Source organism: Halogranum amylolyticum (assembly GCF_900110465.1).
GTDB classification, from domain to species: Archaea; Halobacteriota; Halobacteria; order Halobacteriales; family Haloferacaceae; genus Halogranum; species Halogranum amylolyticum.
The window spans coordinates 40,520-58,663 of record NZ_FODV01000009.1; the positions used below are offsets into that span (position 1 = coordinate 40,520).

The following is an 18,144-nucleotide window of genomic DNA, read 5'->3' on the forward strand; positions in this document are numbered from 1 at the left end:
TGACGAGAGAGCTTTGCTCTCTCGAACCACGGTGCTTGCGTCCTCCGGGGACCGCCGAGAGCACTCGCCCTTTGCAGTCCGCCAGGACAGCACCGCACCGCGCCTACCCTCCGCATGTCGGCCGCGCCGTCGCGCGGCCAGCACCCGTAGATCGACCAACCGTGGCGCGTGGCTTTCCGGCGTCTCGTCGCCGAAAGCCACTCGTGCGAGGGAGTCCGGCGCGTTCATGCGCCGGACGAGGCTGGGGAGGTCTGAGGCCGTGATCGGTGGGACTAGTCGAGAACGTGTGGAGCTTTCGAGTAGTTCTCTTTAGTGTTCACACATCTACGACGATCTCTCGACCACTCACAACACAGAGGGATCAAACACTCGCCGCCAACGAATACCTCTTTTACCGGCCCAGCGAACCGCACTCTCATGGTTACACTCGGACTCGTGGTGGCGCAGTTCAACGAGAGCGTCACCGGCCCGATGGAGGAGGCCGCCCGCGAGGCGGCCGCCGACGCGGGTGCCGACATCGCCGAAACGTACGAAGTACCGGGCGTCTACGACGCGCCGCTCGCCGCCGACCGACTCGCCCGCCGCGACGACGTCGACGCCGTCGCCGTCGTCGGTGCAATCGTCACCGGCGACACGAACCACGACGAGGTCATCGCCGACGCGGCAGCGCAGGGGTTGACGGACGTCAGTCTCGATCGCGACGCACCCGTGACGTTCGGCGTCGCCGGGCCGGGGATGAGCGGTGCCGAAGCGCGAGAGCGCGTCGACAAAGGAGCGGAAGCGGTTAGTGCCGCCATCGAGATGGTGGAGGTACTAGCATGAGCATGGAGTTTGCGGACCGGGTTAGCCGTGTCGAACCGAGCGCGACGCTGGCGATCAGTGACCTCGCGAGCAAGTTGGAGAACGAGGGGAAGGACGTCGTCGACCTCTCCGTGGGCGAACCGGACTTCCCGACGCCCGAGAACGTCGTCGACGCCGCCAAAGACGCGATGGACGCGGGCCACACGGGCTACGCCCCCTCGAACGGCGTCCCCGAACTGAAAGACGCCATCGTCGAGAAGCTAGAGGCCGACGGCATCGACTGCGGCCCGGAGAACCTCATCGTCACGCCCGGCGCGAAGCAGGCGCTCTACGAGACCGTCCAGTCGCTCGTCGACGACGGCGACGAGGTCGTACTGCTCGACCCCGCGTGGGTCTCCTACGAGGCGATGGTGAAGATGGCCGGCGGCGACCTGACGCGCGTCGGCCTCTCGGAGTACGACTTCCAGCTCGAACCCGCGCTCGACGACCTCGAAGCGGCCGTCTCCGACGATACCGAACTCCTCGTCGTCAACTCCCCGTCGAACCCGACCGGCGCGGTCTACACCGAAGAAGCCCTCGAAGGCGTCCGCGACCTCGCCGTCGAACACGACGTCACGGTCATCGCCGACGAGATCTACGACGAGATCACTTACGGCGTCGAGCAGACCAGCCTCGCCTCCCTCGACGGCATGAGTGAGCGGACGGTCACCATCAACGGCTTCTCGAAGGCCTACTCGATGACCGGGTGGCGTCTCGGCTACCTCTGTGCCCCCGAGGGACTCGTCTCGCAGGCGGGCAAACTCCACTCGCACTCTGTCTCCTCAGCCGTGAACTTCGTCCAGCACGCCGGGATCGAGGCGCTGCAGAACACCGACGAGTCGGTCGAGGAGATGCGCGCCGCCTTCGAGGAGCGCCGCGACATGCTCGTCGACCTGCTGGCCGAACACGACGTCGACGTCGCCGTCCCCGACGGCGCGTTCTACATGATGCTCCCCGTCGACGACGACGACCAGTCGTGGGCCGAGGCCGCACTCGAAGACGCCCACGTCGCGACAGTGCCGGGGAGCGCCTTCGGTGCGCCGGGCTACGTCCGCATCTCCTACGCCGCCAGCGAGGAGCGCCTCCGCGAGGCTGTGGAACGTCTCGCCCAGCACGGCTACTTCTAAGCTGCCGGCCACGGTTTCTTTCTGAAGCTATTTGTCGGAGTAGATAGAAGCGTCGCAAATGTTCGCCCTCCCGTTTCCCGTCGACTTCCTCCCGATACTGGCCGTCTGGCTGACGCTCCTCCTCGTGATCGCTTTCGCCGTCTCGGCCGACGCCCGCGCCCGCGACGTCCGATTCGCTGCCGTACTCGGCGCTGTCACCGCCGTGTTCGGTCCTGTCGCGCTGGTCTACTACCTCACGCGAGGCAGCTACGGGCCGCGCGAGTATCCACCGTCGCGCTGGGAACGAACCGCGTGGACGCTCCTCCTCGCGGTGACGGGTTCGTTCGTCCTCGCGGCGACACTCGCACCCCCGGACCCGTTCACTCAGTCGCTCTACGCCGGTGGCTCGCTACTCCTCTCCCTCCCGCTGGCGTACCTCGTCGTGTTCCGCGATCTCTGGGGCAGAGTCCGAGCGGAACTGCGCTGAGTCCACTCCTGAACTCGGCTCCTCGAATCCTCGTCGCCTACTCCCCTTGCACGCGCCCGTCGACCAGTCGCACCGTCCGGTCGGCGTAGGTGCTCACCTGCGGGTCGTGCGTCACCGCGACGACGGCCACGTCGCGCTCGACGCGGAGTTCCGTGAAGAGATCCAGCACGCTCTCGCCGGTCGCGCGGTCGAGGTTCCCGGTCGGCTCGTCGGCGAGGAGGATCCGAGGGTCGTTCACCAACGAGCGGGCGATGGCGACGCGCTGTTTCTGTCCTCCCGACAACTCCGTCGGCCGGTGGTCCAGTCGGTCTCCGAGTCCGACACGTCGCAGGAGTTCTTCGGCGCGCTCGCGACCTCCCCCGTCGCCGGCGAACAGCGTCGGCAGTTCGACGTTCTCTATCGCCGAGAGCGTGGGGACGAGCGCGAAGTTCTGGAAGACGAAGCCGATGGAGCGTCGTCGCTCCTCGGTCTGCTCTTCGTCCGTCAAGTCGGTCACGTCGCGACCGTCCAGCAGTACCGTCCCCTCGGTGGGGACGTCCAGTAGGCCGAGCACGTTCAGCATCGTCGACTTCCCGCTCCCGCTCGGTCCCATCACGGCGACGAACTCGCCGGGTTCGACGGCGAAGTCGACGCCCTTCAACGCCTCGACGACCTCGCCGCCGGTGTCGTAGCGCTTGACGACGTTCCGGAGTTCGATGACGCTCACGACCGGAGAGAGGCGACCGGCGGAGAAAGCTTGCCCGGCGCCGTGGGTTTTTATGCGGTCGGGCCACCAGAAGGGAGTAATGCACGTCCGGGATCTTCCACTTCCTGCCCCGGTCCTCGACCACTACGAGTCGCTGGGGATCGAGGAACTCTATCCGCCGCAGGCCGAGGCGGTCGAGGCCGGCGTCGTCGACGGCGACCGGGTCGTCGCCGCCATCCCAACCGCGTCGGGGAAGACACTCGTCGCCGAACTCGCGATGCTCACGGCCGACGGCCCCGGACTCTACATCTGTCCGCTTCGCGCGCTCGCCCGCGAGAAGTACGAGTCGTTCTCGGCGCTCCCCGGCGTGAGCGTCGGCATCTCGACGGGTGACTACGACTCGCCGGCCGACGAACTGGCCGACCACGACATCGTCGTCGCCACCTCCGAGAAGGTCGACTCGGCCATCCGGAACGGCGCAGACTGGGTGTCCGACCTGGCCTGTGTCGTCGTCGACGAAGTCCACCTCCTCGGTGCGGAGGGTCGCGGACCGACGCTCGAGGTGACGCTCGCGAACCTCCAGCGACGCGCGCCCGGCGTCCAGATCGTCGCGCTCTCGGCGACCGTCGACAACCCCGAAGACATCGCCGACTGGCTCGACGCCGACCTCGTCGAGTCGACGTGGCGGCCGGTCGACCTCCGGACCGGCGTCTACGCCGACGGTTCGGTCGAGTTCAACGACGGCACCGACCTCAGCGTGGGCGTCGGCGAGGGCGAAGACGGCGAGATACCCGACGGCGAGGACGACGAGACCGAAGCGACGGTGGCGCTCGTCGACGACGCCGTCAACGGAGTCGGCGGACAGTGTCTCGCGTTCGTCCGCTCGCGCCGCGAGGCCGAGGCACTCGCCCAACGGCTCGCGCACGAACGACTCGGCTCCGAGGAGGCCGACGCCGTCGCCGACGACCTGACGGCCGTCGACGACACCACGACCGGCCAGCGACTCGCCGACTGCGTCCGCGACGGCGTCGCCTTCCACCACGCCGGCCTCCGGAGCACGCACCGTGCGGTCGTCGAGACCGCTTTCCGGAACCGGAAGTTGGCGGTCATCTGTGCGACGCCGACGCTCGCCGCGGGGGTGAACGTCCCCGCCCGTCGGGTGGTCGTCCGCGATCAACAGCGCTACACGGGGTCGCAGATGGAGTATCTCCCCGTCCTCGAAGTCCACCAGATGTGCGGGCGGGCGGGACGTCCCCATCTCGACCCCTACGGCGAGGCGGTGCTCGTCGGCGACGAGTCCTCCAAGGCGGAGCTCGACGAGCGCTACGTCGACGCCGACCCCGAGGCCGTCGAGTCGAAACTCCGCGACCGCAACGCTCTCCGGACGCACGTCCTCTCCATCGTCGCCACCGGGTTCGCCGACTCCCGAGAGACCGTTCTCGACGTACTCGGAGCGACGTTCTACGCCCACCGGACGCCCGTCGCAGAACTGTCGGGCATCGTCGACACGGTCATCACCGAGCTGGTCGGGATGGAGATGCTGACCGACAGCGGGTCGGGGACGCTCGCCGCGACCGACCTCGGCGCGCAGGTGTCGAAACAGTACGTCGCCCCCGAGACCGGCGCGCGCATCGTCGCGGGCCTCCGACGGGCCGTCGAGATGAGAGACGAGAGCGTGACGGGGCTGACCGTCCTCCAACTCGTCGCCGACACGCCCGACATGCAGGACACCTACCTCGGCAACCGCGAACGGGCGGCGATGTACCAGTTCGCCCGCGCCCACGACGCGGAGTTCACCGTCGGCATGAACGACGCCGAGGAGTTCGAGCGGTGGCTGGAGACGGTCAAGACCGCCCGCATCCTCCACGAGTGGACCGAGGGCGAGAGCATGGAGACTATCGTCGAGAACTACCGCATCGGCCCGGGCGACCTCGAGTCCCGCGTCGAGCGTACCGAGTGGCTGCTCGGTGCGGCCGACGCGCTCGCGACGCTTCTGGACCTCGACGTCCCCGAGGTCGGTCGTGTGCGGAGTCGTCTCTGAGCCTCACCGATGGTCTCCGGCTCCGTCTCCGTCGAACTCGCGCTGTTTCTCGTCGGCCTCGTCGCGCTGGTCGTCGGCGCGGAGCGTGCCGTGTCGGCCGCGGCCGACATCGCCCGCTTCTACGGCGTCTCGGCGTTCTTCGTCGGCGTCACCGTCATCTCGGTCGGGACGTCGGTGCCGGAGATGACCACCTCCGTCTACGCCGCGCTCTACGGTGCGGGCGACATCGTCGTCGGCAACATCGTCGGCTCCGAGACGGCACAGATCACCCTCGCCGTCGGCGTCGTCGCACTCGTCTCGCCTATCGTCGCCGAGCGACGGAACGTGCTCGTCTACGGCGGCGCGATGACGCTCGCGATGATCGTCATGCTTCTCACGCTCGACGACGGCCGCATCCAGCGCTCCGAGGGGTTCTTGATGATGCTCGCGTACGTCAACTTCATCTACACGCTCTACACGAACGAGGGTGGTGCCGAGATCACCGAGGAGGTCGTCGACGAGGAACTCGAACGGCCGGGACGGGAACTCCCCTGGGTCGTCGGTGGGCTCGCACTCGTCGTCGTCGGTGGCCATCTTCTCGTGACGAACGGGACCGCGCTAGCGCGCGTCGCCGGCATCTCGGAGTACACCATCGGACTTCTGACCGGACTCGGGACGACCGCACCGGAGATCGTCGTCGCCAGCGTCGCCGCTCGCCGTGGTCACGGCGGCATCTCCGTCGGATCGCTACTCGGCAGCAACATCACCGACCCGGTGTTCTCGCTCGGCATCGGTGCGCTCGTCGCGGACGTCGTCGTCACCGACGTCGCCTCGATGACGCGGACGACGACGTACATGCTCGGTGTCTCGCTCGTCGTCGTCGGGTTACTCTACTGGCGACGTGGCATCTCGCGTCGACTCGCGGTGGTCTGTCTCTTGTTGTACGTCCCGAGTGTCGTTCTCCTCTGAGAGTCGTGTCAACGCGATTGTTCGAACCGCCGATTTATCATCCTCGACAACGTATGGCACGGCATGTCCGGAATCAGCTACGAGGACTTCTTGGACCTGTCGTACACCCCGACCGAGACGGACCTCGTCTGTACGTTCCGCATCGACCCCGCCGAGGAGATGAGCATGGAGGCCGCCGCCAGCCGTGTTGCCTCCGAGAGTTCTAACGGGACGTGGGCCCCGCTCCATATCGACGACACCTTCACCGACATGGGGGCGACGACGTTCGCGATCGACGGCGACACCATCCAAGTAGCCTACCCTTCCGGTCTGTTCGAACCGGGCAACATGCCGCAGGTGCTCTCCTGCATCGCCGGCAACATCATGGGGATGAAAGCCGTCGACACGATCCGCCTCGAAGACTGCGAGTGGCCCGAGGCGATCGTCGAGGGCTACCCCGGACCGCAGTTCGGGTCGGGCGTCCGCCGGGAGATCTTCGGCGTCGACGACCGCCCCATCCTCGCGACCGTCCCCAAGCCCAAAGTCGGCCTCTCCACCGAACGTCACGCCGAGGTCGGCTACGAGGCGTGGATCGGCGGCGTCGACCTCCTGAAGGACGACGAGAACCTCACGGACCAGTCGTTCAACCCCTACTCGGATCGCCTGACAGAGAGTCTCGCTATGCGCGACGAGGCCGAGGACGAGACGGGCGAGAAGAAGAGCTACCTCGTCAACGTCACCGCCGAGACGAACGAGATGCTCGAACGCGTCGACGAGGCTGCCTCACTGGGCAACGAGTACGTCATGGTCGACGTCGTCACCTGCGGGTGGGCGGCCGTCCAGACCGTCCGCGAACGCTGTGAGGAACTGGGGCTGGCCATCCACGCCCATCGTGCGATGCACGCCGCCTTCGACCGACTGCCGGACCACGGCGTCTCGATGCGCGTCATCGCACAGGTCGCGCGACTCTGCGGCGTCGACCAACTCCACACCGGGACGGTCGGACTCGGCAAACTCGCCAACGAGGACACGGTCGGTATCAACGAGTGGCTGCGCTCGGAGCTCTACGGGCTGAACGACGTGCTCCCGACGGCTTCCGGTGGACTGCACCCGGGACTCGTCCCGCAGCTGATGGACGCCGCGGGCGACAACCTCTGCATCCAGGCCGGCGGCGGCATCCACGGCCACCCCGACGGGACGCGAGCTGGTGCTGCAGCGCTTCGGCAGGCGGTCGACTCCGTGACCGAGGACGTGCCGATCGAGGTGTACGCCCAGGGGCACTCCGAACTGGCGACCGCGCTGGAGAAGTGGGGAACGGAGACGCCACGGTGAGGATCAAAGAGCGTCTTCGACCGCGTCTCGCGTCTCCGTAACGAGTTCGTCGAAGTCGGGGTTGTCGCCTTTGCGGACCCACCGGTAGGTGACGACGCCGTCGGTGTCGACGACGAAGACGCTGCGCTCGGCGACCTCGATCATCCCGTACATGTCGTCGAGAACGACGTCGTACTTCCGGATGACCTCGTGGTCCCAGTCCGACAGCATCGGGAAGTTCAGGTTCTCCTCTCGTATCCAGACGTTCTGCGAGAACGGGAGATCGACGCTGACGCCGTACACCTGTGCGTCGAGGTCGTCGAACAGCCCCATCGAGTCCCGAAGCGCGCACATCTCTGCCGTACAGCCGCTGGTGAACGCGGCGGGGTAGAATGCGAGGACGGTCGGTCCGTCGCCGACGACGTCGCCGAACGTGAACTCCTCGACGTCGTTGTACGCGTCGCCGCCTGCTTTCGGTACTGTGAAGTCGGGTGCCGCCTCGCCGATGTCGACCATACGACCCAGTCGTGGGGCCGATATTTCACGGTTGCCCCGCACTCGGTCGGCGTGGACGGTCGCAGACGCCGACTACGTCACCGACTGGAGCCACGGTTCGGTCGTGTTCTCGCCGAACAGCTCGCGCATCAGCATCACGATGCTCTCCGGCGGGAACTGCCCGCGTTCGGTGACGATGGCGTCGACGTACCGCGGCGGCGTCACGTCGAAGGCGGGGTTCTCGACGGTCGGGTCGCCGATGGCGGCCCGCTCCTCGGCGGAGACGATTTCCGACTCCTCGCGCATCTCGATGTCGACGCTGTGGCCCGTGAGCGTCCCCGGATGCAGCTTGAACGTCTGGGCGGCGACGACGACGGGCGTTCCTCGGTCGCGGGCGTTGACCGCGAGACCGCTCGTCCCGATCTTGTTGATGACGCTGCCGTCGGCGGCGATGCTGTCGGCACCGACCATCACGTGGTCGACGCCGTTGAGATACCGCCGGGCGGCGCTGTCGACGACGAGCGTCACCGGGACGCCGAGTTCGTGCAGGCGCTCGGCGGTGATGTGGCCCTGGTTCCGCGGGCGCGTCTCTTTGACGACGGCAGTCAGCTCCTTTCCCTGGGCGACGGCGGCCTCGACGCAGGCGAGGACGGCCGTCGAGTGGCAGTGCGTCATGATACGGTCGCCGTCCTTGAGGCGGTTGGCCCCGACGGCACCCAGATCCGCCTGCGACCGTTCGAGTCGTTCCCGGAAGCGCTCGACGGCCGCGACGGTGCTCTCACGCAGTTGCTCGACGGTCGTCCCCTCCATTCCGTGGAGGACGTATCGGAGGGCGTTCGGGAGGCTCACCGCCGTCGGTCGGGTGTCGTGGAGGGTTCGGGCGGCCACCCGTATCTCCGAGCGGAACGCCTCCGGCGTCGACGCGTCGCTCTCTTTCGCCTGTGTCGCGAGCGCCGCCGCCGCCGCGTCGGCGATCTTGGCCGCACCGCGGATCTCCATCGAACCGATGTCGTCGGCGACGCGACGAACCTCGGGGTTGACGTGCGGTTCCATACCACACATAAGGCAACCGAACAGTAAAAGGGTCGCCCGGGAGGCGCGCGACTCAGACCAGCTCGACCAGCGCCTCGTCCCGACTCCGGACCCGGATCGTCTCGCTGCGTTCGACCAGTCGTTCGGCGTCCGCGAGTTTCTCCTTGCTCTCGGCGTGGACAGTGAAAAGCGAGTCGCCGACGCCGATCTTGTCGCCGACGCGACAGTGGAGCACCATCCCCGCGCCCTTGTCCTTCGGCGCGCCGGCACGGCGGGCGACGTCGCTCACGAGTCGGTTGTCGACGTGGGTGACGATGCCCTCGCGATCGGCAGCGACCGGGAGTTCGTGGCGACCGGGGACGAGGTCGTCGACCGTGACGTCGGAGTCGCCGCCCTGTGCGGCGAGGATGTCGCGGAACGCCGCCATCGCTCGCCCGGAGTCGAGGATCTCCGTGGCGTCCTCCGCACAGCCGCAGGACCCAAGCAGGATGTCGGCGAGTCTGACGCTCTTCAGCCGGAGTTCCTCGGGACCGCCTCCGGCGAGCGTCTCGAGGACGTCCCGCGCTTCGAGCACCGGGCCGATCCCCCGACCGATGGGCTGTGACCCGCGGGTGATGGTACACTCGATGGCCATCCCGAGGTGGTCGCCGACACGTTTGAAGTCCTCCGCCAACTCTCGGGCCTGGGCGAGGCTCTCGACTTTCGCCCCCTCGCCGTAGGGGACGTCGACGACGATGTGGTTCGACCCGGCGCTCTTCTTCTTCGAGAGCACCGAGGCGATGATCTGCCCCGGCGGGTCGATAGAGAGCGGCGTCTCCGCGCGGATGATCTTGTCGTCGACGGGCGAGAGGTTGACCGACCCGCCCCAGACGAGACAGCCGTTGGTCTCGGTGACGATCTCCTTGATCTCTGCAAGCGAGAACTCGACGTCGCAGAGCACCTCCATCGTGTCGGCGGTGCCGGCGGGGGAGGTGACCGCCCGCGAGGACGTCTTGGGGATCTTCACCCCCGCCGCGGCGACGATGGGGACGATGATGGGGGTGACGCGGTTGCCGGCGACGCCGCCGATAGAGTGTTTGTCGGCGACGACGGCGGTGTCCTCCCACTCGATGGCGTCGCCGACCTCCGCCATGCACTCGGCGAGATGCATCGTCTCCTCCAGCGACAGCCCGTTCGTGTACGTCGCCGCCACGTATGCACCGAGTTCGACGTCCGACAGGCGGTCCTCCTTGATGTCGAGGACGATGCGGTGCAGTTCGGGTTTGTCGAGTTCGATGTCGTCGAGCTTCTTCTTGATGTAGTGGACCGCCCGCGGCTGCGGTGCGGGGATGACCTCGACGGGGCCGGAGAGATGGCCGAGGCGGCGCGTGACGGCGAGCGTTCCCGGGTCGACGAGTTCGTCGGTGAACTCGACGATGCCGATGCTGATGCGACCGTCGTGTTCGATCTGGACGCGATCGAGTTGGTGGACGCCGAGTTCGGCGGCGTCGGCGGTGTTGAGGAGGACGGTCGGCGACCGAGAGCCGATATCGATCTCCTGAGCGGTCAGTTGCATGCGTGACATAGTGTGCCAAGATAGATAAACTTCCTCGGGCGGAACGACCTCTGACACTGCGACGCAGTCTCTCGTTCTCGGCGGGTGAGAACCACCCTTCCTTTATAACCACTCTCCGGGCATCTGACTATCTGTACAAGGTAAATAACGATGAGCACTAACACATTCCAGAGCAAGGTCGGCGGTCTGACTGTCACCGGAGAAGCCCACAGCCTCAGCGCGTGGTTCGTTCTCGCCCTCCGTCTCATGCTGGGCTACGCGTTCGCGTACGCCGGCGTCGAGAAGATCATCGGTCCCGAAGCGTTCAACGCGAGCGGTTACCTCATGTTCGCGGTTCCGGAGAACGGCGGCCCGGCGGTGGGGTTCCTCCAGCTGTTCGCGACCAACGACCTGCTCCTACAGTTCGTCAACTTCGCGGTCCCGTGGGGTGAACTGGCCATCGGTCTGGCCCTCATCTTCGGCGTCCTGACCCGCTTTGCGGCGTTCTGGGGTGCTGTCATGATGCTCATGTTCTACCTCGGAAACTGGGACGTGGCACACGGTGTCATCAACGGTGATTTCACCTACATGCTGCTGTTCCTCGCACTCGCCGCGTTCGGCGCGGGCCGCATCCTCGGCCTCGACGCCTACATCGAGCAGTACGAGGTCGGCGGCGTCCCCCTCATCGAGAAGTACCCGGCGCTCGACTACGTCCTCGGCTGAGCGCTTCGACTCGGTCCTCGCTTTCGACCGATCTCTCTCCTTTTCGTACCTTTCCGACAGCGAGCGGTCGCTCGGTTCTGTGTTTCGCCTCGCCCCGAACCGTCTGCGCTCCGTCGCGACTCGACTCACGCCGACCGACGCGGGCTGTTCGCTCAAATTCGAGACGAAGACCTACGGGACTATTCGGCGTACAGCGAGTAGAAGATGACGACGAACCCGACGAGCGTCAGAAGCGAGTCGATGAGGACGCTCGTCGCGAGTTCGATCCCCACGATCTGGTCGAGCACGCCGCCGAGCAGCGACCCGAAGGTGACGATGCCGAATCCGACTGCCAGCAGTCGCAACGGCCGTGCGCCGGTTCGCTGGTACGCTCTGTAGCTGAAGTAGGTGATGAGTCCCCCGAGTACGAGAATCCCCGTCTTGGCGATGACGATGGCCGTCGCCACCGCCGCCGACGTCGTCATCAGCTCTCCCTCCGTACCTCTGCCCACATCGCCGCCAGGCGGTCTTCGGGTGTCGCTGCCCGCTGTTCGAGCGTCACCTCGAACTGCCGGTCCTCGGCGAGCGCGATGGTGACGGAGTCGAACGCGACGTCGTAGCGGGCCGTATGGTGACCGTCGGTCCGGACGTCCGTCGACTCCACCAGGAGTCCCGCCTCGGTCAGCCGTTCGAGCTTGCGATACGTCGTCGACAGCGGGATGTCACAGACCTCCGAGAGTTCGCTCGCAGTCATCGGTTCCGAGAGTCGCCTGATGATCGTCCGCGAGGCAGGGTCGTCGAGCACGGTGAGCACGGACTGGAGGTCCGTCTCGTCGCGTGTAGACCGCTCACGTAACATTGTCGATAAGTTGATACTGGGCTGGGCTAACGTTTGCGGTTCGTTCAGTCGCGGTCGTACGCGTGCTGCCGCCGCAACTCGCCGGCACGTTTCAAGACGGCTGGCGTTCGGCAGATGCCCGGCGCACCGGTCGCCTGCGGGACGGTACAGTTGTTGCAGTTCTCACAGACGACGCGCGTCTGTGGCGCGACGCTCTCGTCGTTCTCGTCGGCGAGCAATCGTGCCGGTAGTTCCGGTTCGGCGTAGAACGGACGAGCCATCCCGACCATGTCGCAGTCGCGCCCGAGCAGGCGGTCGATCTGTCCGCGCTGGCGGATGCCGCCCTCCGCGAGCACCGGCACGTCGACGGCGTCGCGGACGTCCCGACAGAGCTCCGCGTTCCACGCCGGTTCGAAGTCGTACCAGCGGGACTCGATCCAGTTGCCGAGCGCGACGAGCAACGCCCGCGTCCGCCCGCCGAACGTCTCGACGTAGCCGTCGCGGAACTGTCCGTCCCGCCAGGCGCGGGCGGGGAACGCGCCGCGGATGATGCTCATATCCCAGACGACCGAGCCGTTGACCGGGGCGAGCGCGTCGTAGCCGATCTCGGCGAGTCGCCGACAGACGCCGACGGTCTCCCCGCGTGTGAGTCGCGGGCGGACGAACGACGGAGCCTCCGTCTCCGTGGGGACTTTGGTCGCGAGCGGGACGTCGCCTACCCGGTCGCGGATCTCGTCGTGGACGACTTCGAGGAACCGGACGCCGTCGCCGAACTCGTCGTTCCGGCGGTTGTAGAACGGCGAGAGGAACTGGTGGACGATACCCATGTTCGCCCCCGCGAGGTGGACGAGGTCGTAGCCCGCGTCGACGGCGTTGGCGGCGGCGCGGCCGAAGTCGGCCGCGAGGTCGTACACCTCCGCCGTCGACAGCACCTTGGCGTCGTAGGAGAGCAGGCCGGCCCGGTCGAGCAGCCGGAGGGGGAACGGCGGACGCGAGACGGCGAGTTGCTGGAGGGTCGGATGCTCCCGGCGGTAGGCGGCGTGCCACGTCTCCATGCTCCGGAGCCCGCCGTGTTCCAGTTGGATGGCGATCTTGCTCCCGTGGGCGTGCACAGCGTCGGTGAGCCGTTCGAGGTCGGCGACGAACGACGGGTCCGCGACCGACGTCATGTTCGGCGCGGCACACCCGCCCTCCTCGCGGACGATGGCCGCCCCCTGGCAGACGAGCCCCGCACCGGCCCGCGCGGCGGGCTCGAGGTCGGCGACGAGCGTATCGACCGCGTCGGGACCGTTGCCGGCACACTCCAACAGCGGCGCTCGATAGAGCCGGTTCGGAACACGCACGCCGCCGACGTCGAGCGGATCTTCCAACCGCGTCATAGTCGTCTGTCTCTCTGAAATATCAAAACAGTAATCATTGTTCGAATTTCCGAAACGTCGGTCACGGTGACGCCGGACCCGCTCGCCGGGCTAGTCGTCGACACCGACCTGCTCGTGAGTGTGGTGGTAGAACCGGACCCGCGGTTCGTCGTCGCGGGCCGTCGGTTCGAAACAGACGCGGCGGTACCGGGCGTTGTCGACGAGGTTCACCATGACGCCGGCGTGGTGGTCCGACACCGAGTCGTAGGCGACGTCACAGACGGGACAGCGTCCGGGTGCGTCCGCGGGGACGTCCATCACTCGCCCTCGGCGACCTCGTCTGCGACGCGCCGGACGGTCTCGAACTCCTCGTCGCTGTAGGCGACGAACCGAACGTCCGTCAGCGACGTCGGGTCGAAGGCGTCGATCTCCTCGCAGATGATCCGTGCGCCCTCCTCGAGCGGGAAGCCGGCGACGCCACAGCCGAGCGCCGGGACGACTAGCGACGCACAGTCCAACTCGTCGGCGGCCGCGAGACTGTTGCGCGTCGCCTCGCGGATGCTCGTCTCGGTTGCCTTCCCGTCGCCGTGGTGCGGCATCGCGGCGGCGTGGACGACGTAGTCGGCGTCGAGTCCGAAGGCGTCGGTGACGGCGACCCCGCCGAGGTCGACCGGCCCCTCGGCCATCGCAGCCTCGTTGAGCTCCTCGCCCCCTCTCCGACGGAGCGCCCCGGCGACGCCGGAGCCCATCCGGAGACTCGTCCCGGCGGCGTTGACGAGGACGTCGGCCTCCTGTGCGGCGATGTCTCCCTGTACGACGGTGAACTCCATACGAGAGACGTCTGTACGACGGCGCAAAAGCGTTTGTGCGGCGATCACTCGAAAACCGGTGTGGACGCACGGCTGTCGCGCGGTCTCGTGACAGTGCCGTGACGGTGTGTCGCGTCTGCCGGGCGTCGAACGTGGCGGTCGGTGACGAGACGACTCGCGGTGTGGGAACACAAGAGTTGTAACGGCCGGTAGAGCAAGGGTTGGTATGAGCACGGACGACAGGGTTGGTCCCCGGTCTGCCGATCGCACCTTCCTCGCGGTTCTCGCCGTCACCGCTCTCGCCCTCGTCGCTCGCCTCGTCGGTCTCGGCACGCGAGTCATGCACTGGGACGAGGGGCGGGTCGGCTACTGGATCCTCCGTTACCACGAGACGGGCGAGTTCTACTACCGGCCGATCATCCACGGTCCGTTTCTCCCCGTCGTCAACGACTACGTCTTCACCGTCCTCCCACCGTCGGACTTCAGCGCGCGCCTCGTCGTCGCCGTCGTCGGCGGGCTTCTCCCGCTGACCGCGCTGCTGTTCCGAACTCGCCTCCGCGACTCGGAGACGGCCGCGCTCGCGCTGTTTCTCGCCGTCAACCCGCTTTTCGTCTACTACTCGCGGTTCATGCGCAACGACGTCCTCGTCGCGGCGTTCTCCTTCGCCGCCCTCGGCTTCTTCGTCTACGGCTACGACCGAACGGATCCGAAGTATCTCTATCCGGCCGGCGCGGCGCTGGCACTCGGATTGACCGCCAAGGAGAACGGTCTCGTCTACGTCGTCTGCTATCTCGGCGCGGCGTTCCTCCTCTTCGATCACCGGCTCGTTCGGGCCGCACAGGCGGGGCGACCGGTCAGAGAGACGGCCCACGACTACCTGATCTACGCGAAGACCGGGCTCAGTTCGTGGGCGGGCGACGTCAAGACGGGCGTCTTTTGGCTGTTGACTCACACCGCCGTCGGCGTCGCGGCGTTCCTCGTCGTCGTCGTCTTCTTCTACGCGCCACGACCGGAACTCTGGCAGCTGTTCGGCGACGTGACGATGGCGCCCGACGTGCTCGAGCGGGCGACGGTCGGCGCGTGGGAGCGGTTCTACGGCCAGTGGGCCTCGGGTTCTCACCAGGCGCACGACTACCTCCCGTTCCTCTTCGACCTGCTCGAGACCATCGTCTACGGGTCGGGCGTGCTCGTCGTGTTCGCACTTCTCGGCTTCGTCGTCGACGGCTACTCCAGCGACCGCCCGCGCGACCTCGTCGCCTTCGCCGCCTACTGGGGGATCGCGAGCGTCGTCGGCTATCCCGTCGCGACCGACATCCAAGCGCCGTGGGCGGCAATCCACGTCGTCCTCCCGCTGGCGATCCCGGCAGCCGTCGGCGCCGGCTACGTCTATCGGACGGCCCGCCAGTCGGTCGCCATCGAGGACGCCGTCGGGACGACCATCGCCGCGCTGGTCATCCTCTCGGCGGTCGTCGGCGTCGCCGGTGCAAACGTCACCTACGTCGACAGCACGAGCGAAGACGACAAACAGGTGCTCCAGTGGGCACAGCCGAACAACGACCTCAAGGACACGCTCCTGAAGATCGAGCAGGTCTCGCGGACCAACGAAGGCCACGACGTGCTGTTCTACGGGACGAAACATCCGAGTACGGGTGAATCGCTGTTCTACGTGAAAGACGAGTCGGCGCCGCTGGAGAACTGGCAGGTCTCGAACTGGCACAGCCGCCTCCCGCTCCCCTGGTACACCGAGATGTACGGCGCGAACGTGACGAGCACGCCGCCGAACGTGACGGCGACCGAGATGGCACAGGACGCGCCACCCGTCGTGATCGCCTACGACTGGAACCGCTCGGAGATCGAGGAGGCGCTGCCGGGCTACACGGTGTACGAACACAAGTTCAAACTCTGGAGCGAGGAGATCGTCGTCTTCGTCGACGAGTCGCAACTCCCCGACTCCCGTCAGGCGGACGTCCGACAGCCCGACCCACGTTCCCGTGACACAACCGCTCGTCTCGACCCCGCGACGGTCGCCTCTCCCCGTTGAGATACGCACGTTCTCGCACATCGAATCCGTCCGGGTGGTAACTCTTATGCAGGTTCATACGAAACGGCCGACCGTGACAGTGACCTTACCCGGCCCGACGCTCGGCGTCGTCGGCGGCGGACAACTCGGGCGGATGTTGGCCGAGGCCGCAGCACCCCTCGGCGTCGAGGTGGTCGTCCTCGACCCGACGCCCGACTGCCCGGCGGCGACCGTCGCCCGCGACCAGGTGGAAGGCGACTTCGACGACCCCCAGTCCGTCCGCGACCTCGCTGCCCGCGTCGACGCGCTGACGTTCGAGATCGAACTGGCAGACCCCGACCTCCTCGAAGAGGTCCAAGACGAGTACGACGTACCGGTCCACCCCTCGCCGGACACGCTACGAACGATTCAGGACAAACTCGTCCAGAAGCGGACGCTCGGCGACGCGGACATCTCCATCCCCGAGTTCCACCGCGTCGACGACGCCGACGACCTCCGGGCCGCCGTCGAGGAGTTCGGCAGCGTGATGCTCAAAGCCCGGACCGGCGGCTACGACGGTCGCGGCAACGTCCCGGTCACCTCGCTCGACGAGGTCGAAGAGGCGTTGGAGTACATCGGCCACGCCCCCGCGATGGCCGAACGGTTCGTCGACTTCGTCCGCGAGGTGTCGGTCATCGGCGTGAAGGGCAGAGACGAAGTTCGGGCGTTCCCGCTCGGCGAGAACGTCCACGAGGAGGAGATTCTCCGCGAGACGGTCGTCCCCGCTCGGACGAGCGACGCCGTGACAGAGCGCGCGAGAGACGTCGCTCACGACGTGCTCGAACAGTTGGATGGTCGTGGCGTGTACGGGATCGAACTCTTCGAAGCTCCCGACGGCGAGATTCTCGTCAACGAGATCGCCCCGCGTCCGCACAACTCCGGGCACTGGACCATCGAGGGCGCGCTGACCTCCCAGTTCGAGCAGCACGCTCGTGCAGTGCTTGGGTGGCCGCTCGGTGCGACGGACCTGCGCGCGCCGACGGTCAGCGCGAACGTTCTGGGTGACGTGGAGTCGGCGCAGCCAGCCGAACTCCACGGCGTCGATGGCGTGCTCGCCGCCGACGGCGTGAGCCTCCACTGGTACGGCAAACGGGAGGTGCGACCCCTGCGGAAGATGGGTCACATCACCGCCGTCGGCGACCCGGACGGACTCGCCGGCGACGGCAGTGTCGATCCGTCCACTGCCGTCGACGACCTGCTCGAATCGGCTCGCGACCACGTCGACTCGCTCACCTTCGACCGATGAACGTCCAACAGCTCATCGACAGACTCGAATCGGAAGCGGCACAGGAGAGAGACCCGGAGACGACACCCGACGTAGGCATCATCATGGGGTCGGACTCGGATCTCGACGTGATGTCGGGGGCGTACGACGCGCTGGAGGAACTCGGCTTCGAGGAGCAGACCGACTTCGAGAACCCGCCCGAAGTGCGGTTCAGCTACGAGAGCTACGTCGTCTCGGCGCACAGGACGCCCGAGTTGATGTACGCCTACGGAGAGACTGCGGAGGCCCGCGGGCTGGACGTGATCGTCGCCGGCGCGGGCGGGAAGTCCGCCGACTTGCCGAACATGACCGCCTCCATCGCGTACCCGCTACCGGTCGTCGGTGTGCCGGTCCAGGAGAAGTCCGTCGACTCGGTGATCGGGATGCCGACCGGCGCGCCGATTGTCGCCGTCGACGCGGGCAAGTCGTTCAACGCGGCGCTGTCGGCAGCGCAGATACTGTCGAGACAGCACGAGGCGGTGCGCGACGCGCTCGTCGCGTACCACGACGAACTCGTCGAAGGCGTGGCCGACGTCTCCCGTGATCTGCACGATCTCGGCCACGTCTCGTTCCGCGAGCGTTCGGAGTAACGGACTGTTTTTCTCGCTTCCCAGTCTCCGCCGCAGGGTTCACGGTTGAAACCGCCGTAATCGCCC

At 67.0% G+C, this 18,144-nt stretch carries 19 protein-coding genes; 10 read left to right on the plus strand and 9 right to left on the minus strand.

Going from position 1 to position 18,144, the window contains the following annotated elements; translation table 11 throughout:
• Window positions 1-417: 417 nt before the first annotated feature.
• From ribH to BSG17_RS15510, 3 genes are read left to right on the plus strand one after another with little or no spacing between them, the layout of a single operon-like run.
• Complete coding sequence (gene ribH / locus BSG17_RS15500) at window positions 418-822, plus strand: 6,7-dimethyl-8-ribityllumazine synthase (RefSeq protein ID WP_089825706.1); 405 nt, start codon at window positions 418-420, stop codon at window positions 820-822.
• The gene (locus BSG17_RS15505; protein WP_089825708.1) at window positions 819-1,967 is read left to right on the plus strand and encodes a pyridoxal phosphate-dependent aminotransferase; all 1,149 of its coding nucleotides are present in this window, start codon (window positions 819-821) and stop codon (window positions 1,965-1,967) included. The genes ribH and BSG17_RS15505 overlap by 4 nt, the downstream gene beginning before the upstream one ends.
• A gap of 58 nt (window positions 1,968-2,025) precedes the next feature.
• The gene (locus BSG17_RS15510) at window positions 2,026-2,433 is read left to right on the plus strand and encodes a DUF7534 family protein (RefSeq protein WP_089825709.1); all 408 of its coding nucleotides are present in this window, start codon (window positions 2,026-2,028) and stop codon (window positions 2,431-2,433) included.
• A gap of 37 nt (window positions 2,434-2,470) precedes the next feature.
• Here the strand turns inward: BSG17_RS15510 and BSG17_RS15515 are convergent, their stop codons facing one another.
• Window positions 2,471-3,139 (minus strand): ABC transporter ATP-binding protein, encoded by a 669-nt coding sequence (locus tag BSG17_RS15515; protein WP_089825711.1) that lies wholly within the window; start codon window positions 3,137-3,139, stop codon window positions 2,471-2,473.
• A 79-nt stretch (window positions 3,140-3,218) separates the two neighbouring features.
• Between BSG17_RS15515 and BSG17_RS15520 the strand changes: the two genes are divergently transcribed.
• The 3 genes from BSG17_RS15520 to rbcL all read left to right on the plus strand — a co-directional run bounded on the left by BSG17_RS15520 (window position 3,219) and on the right by rbcL (window position 7,418).
• Complete coding sequence (locus tag BSG17_RS15520; RefSeq protein WP_089825712.1) at window positions 3,219-5,159, plus strand: DEAD/DEAH box helicase; 1,941 nt, start codon at window positions 3,219-3,221, stop codon at window positions 5,157-5,159.
• Between the two features lie 9 nt (window positions 5,160-5,168).
• On the plus strand, window positions 5,169-6,107 hold the full coding sequence (locus BSG17_RS15525) for a calcium/sodium antiporter (RefSeq protein ID WP_089825714.1): 939 nt from the start codon (window positions 5,169-5,171) through the stop codon (window positions 6,105-6,107).
• Between the two features lie 63 nt (window positions 6,108-6,170).
• Complete coding sequence (gene rbcL / locus BSG17_RS15530) at window positions 6,171-7,418, plus strand: type III ribulose-bisphosphate carboxylase (protein WP_089825716.1); 1,248 nt, start codon at window positions 6,171-6,173, stop codon at window positions 7,416-7,418.
• A gap of 3 nt (window positions 7,419-7,421) precedes the next feature.
• Here rbcL and BSG17_RS15535 read toward each other — a convergent pair whose 3' ends face one another.
• The 3 genes from BSG17_RS15535 to BSG17_RS15545 all read right to left on the minus strand — a co-directional run bounded on the left by BSG17_RS15535 (window position 7,422) and on the right by BSG17_RS15545 (window position 10,479).
• Window positions 7,422-7,913, minus strand: coding sequence for a redoxin domain-containing protein (locus tag BSG17_RS15535; RefSeq protein ID WP_089825718.1), 492 nt, complete (start codon window positions 7,911-7,913; stop codon window positions 7,422-7,424).
• Between the two features lie 72 nt (window positions 7,914-7,985).
• The gene (locus tag BSG17_RS15540; RefSeq protein ID WP_089825720.1) at window positions 7,986-8,945 is read right to left on the minus strand and encodes a ribose 1,5-bisphosphate isomerase; all 960 of its coding nucleotides are present in this window, start codon (window positions 8,943-8,945) and stop codon (window positions 7,986-7,988) included.
• Window positions 8,946-8,997: 52 nt separating this feature from the next.
• The gene (locus BSG17_RS15545; protein WP_089825722.1) at window positions 8,998-10,479 is read right to left on the minus strand and encodes an AMP phosphorylase; all 1,482 of its coding nucleotides are present in this window, start codon (window positions 10,477-10,479) and stop codon (window positions 8,998-9,000) included.
• A 150-nt stretch (window positions 10,480-10,629) separates the two neighbouring features.
• On the opposite strand from BSG17_RS15545, the gene BSG17_RS15550 reads away from it, so the two are divergent.
• Window positions 10,630-11,181 carry a DoxX family protein gene (locus BSG17_RS15550; protein WP_089825723.1) on the plus strand — a complete coding sequence of 184 codons (552 nt, stop codon included), beginning with the start codon at window positions 10,630-10,632 and terminating at the stop codon, window positions 11,179-11,181.
• A 179-nt stretch (window positions 11,182-11,360) separates the two neighbouring features.
• Here the strand turns inward: BSG17_RS15550 and BSG17_RS15555 are convergent, their stop codons facing one another.
• The 5 genes from BSG17_RS15555 to BSG17_RS15575 form a co-directional block, all read right to left on the minus strand.
• Window positions 11,361-11,645, minus strand: a complete 285-nt coding sequence (locus BSG17_RS15555; RefSeq protein ID WP_089825725.1) for a DUF7521 family protein — start codon at window positions 11,643-11,645, stop codon at window positions 11,361-11,363.
• Window positions 11,645-12,019 (minus strand): winged helix-turn-helix domain-containing protein, encoded by a 375-nt coding sequence (locus BSG17_RS15560; protein WP_089825727.1) that lies wholly within the window; start codon window positions 12,017-12,019, stop codon window positions 11,645-11,647. The genes BSG17_RS15555 and BSG17_RS15560 overlap by 1 nt, the downstream gene beginning before the upstream one ends.
• 44 nt (window positions 12,020-12,063) lie before the next feature.
• Window positions 12,064-13,377: an oxidoreductase gene (locus BSG17_RS15565; RefSeq protein WP_089825729.1), complete on the minus strand. Its 1,314-nt coding sequence runs from the start codon at window positions 13,375-13,377 to the stop codon at window positions 12,064-12,066.
• 90 nt (window positions 13,378-13,467) lie between these two features.
• Window positions 13,468-13,674 (minus strand): DUF8145 family protein, encoded by a 207-nt coding sequence (locus BSG17_RS15570; protein WP_089825731.1) that lies wholly within the window; start codon window positions 13,672-13,674, stop codon window positions 13,468-13,470.
• Window positions 13,674-14,186: a macro domain-containing protein gene (locus BSG17_RS15575; RefSeq protein ID WP_089825732.1), complete on the minus strand. Its 513-nt coding sequence runs from the start codon at window positions 14,184-14,186 to the stop codon at window positions 13,674-13,676. Before BSG17_RS15575 ends, BSG17_RS15570 begins: the two co-directional genes overlap by 1 nt.
• Before the next feature lie 205 nt (window positions 14,187-14,391).
• Here BSG17_RS15575 and BSG17_RS15580 point away from each other — a divergent pair, with 205 nt between their 5' ends.
• The 3 genes from BSG17_RS15580 (at window position 14,392) to purE (ending at window position 18,078) form a co-directional block, all read left to right on the plus strand.
• Window positions 14,392-16,206 carry a flippase activity-associated protein Agl23 gene (locus BSG17_RS15580; protein ID WP_089825734.1) on the plus strand — a complete coding sequence of 605 codons (1,815 nt, stop codon included), beginning with the start codon at window positions 14,392-14,394 and terminating at the stop codon, window positions 16,204-16,206.
• A gap of 73 nt (window positions 16,207-16,279) precedes the next feature.
• Window positions 16,280-17,470 (plus strand): 5-(carboxyamino)imidazole ribonucleotide synthase, encoded by a 1,191-nt coding sequence (locus BSG17_RS15585; RefSeq protein WP_089825910.1) that lies wholly within the window; start codon window positions 16,280-16,282, stop codon window positions 17,468-17,470.
• Window positions 17,467-18,078, plus strand: a complete 612-nt coding sequence (gene purE, locus BSG17_RS15590; protein WP_089825736.1) for a 5-(carboxyamino)imidazole ribonucleotide mutase — start codon at window positions 17,467-17,469, stop codon at window positions 18,076-18,078. Before BSG17_RS15585 ends, purE begins: the two co-directional genes overlap by 4 nt.
• Window positions 18,079-18,144 lie beyond the last annotated feature (66 nt).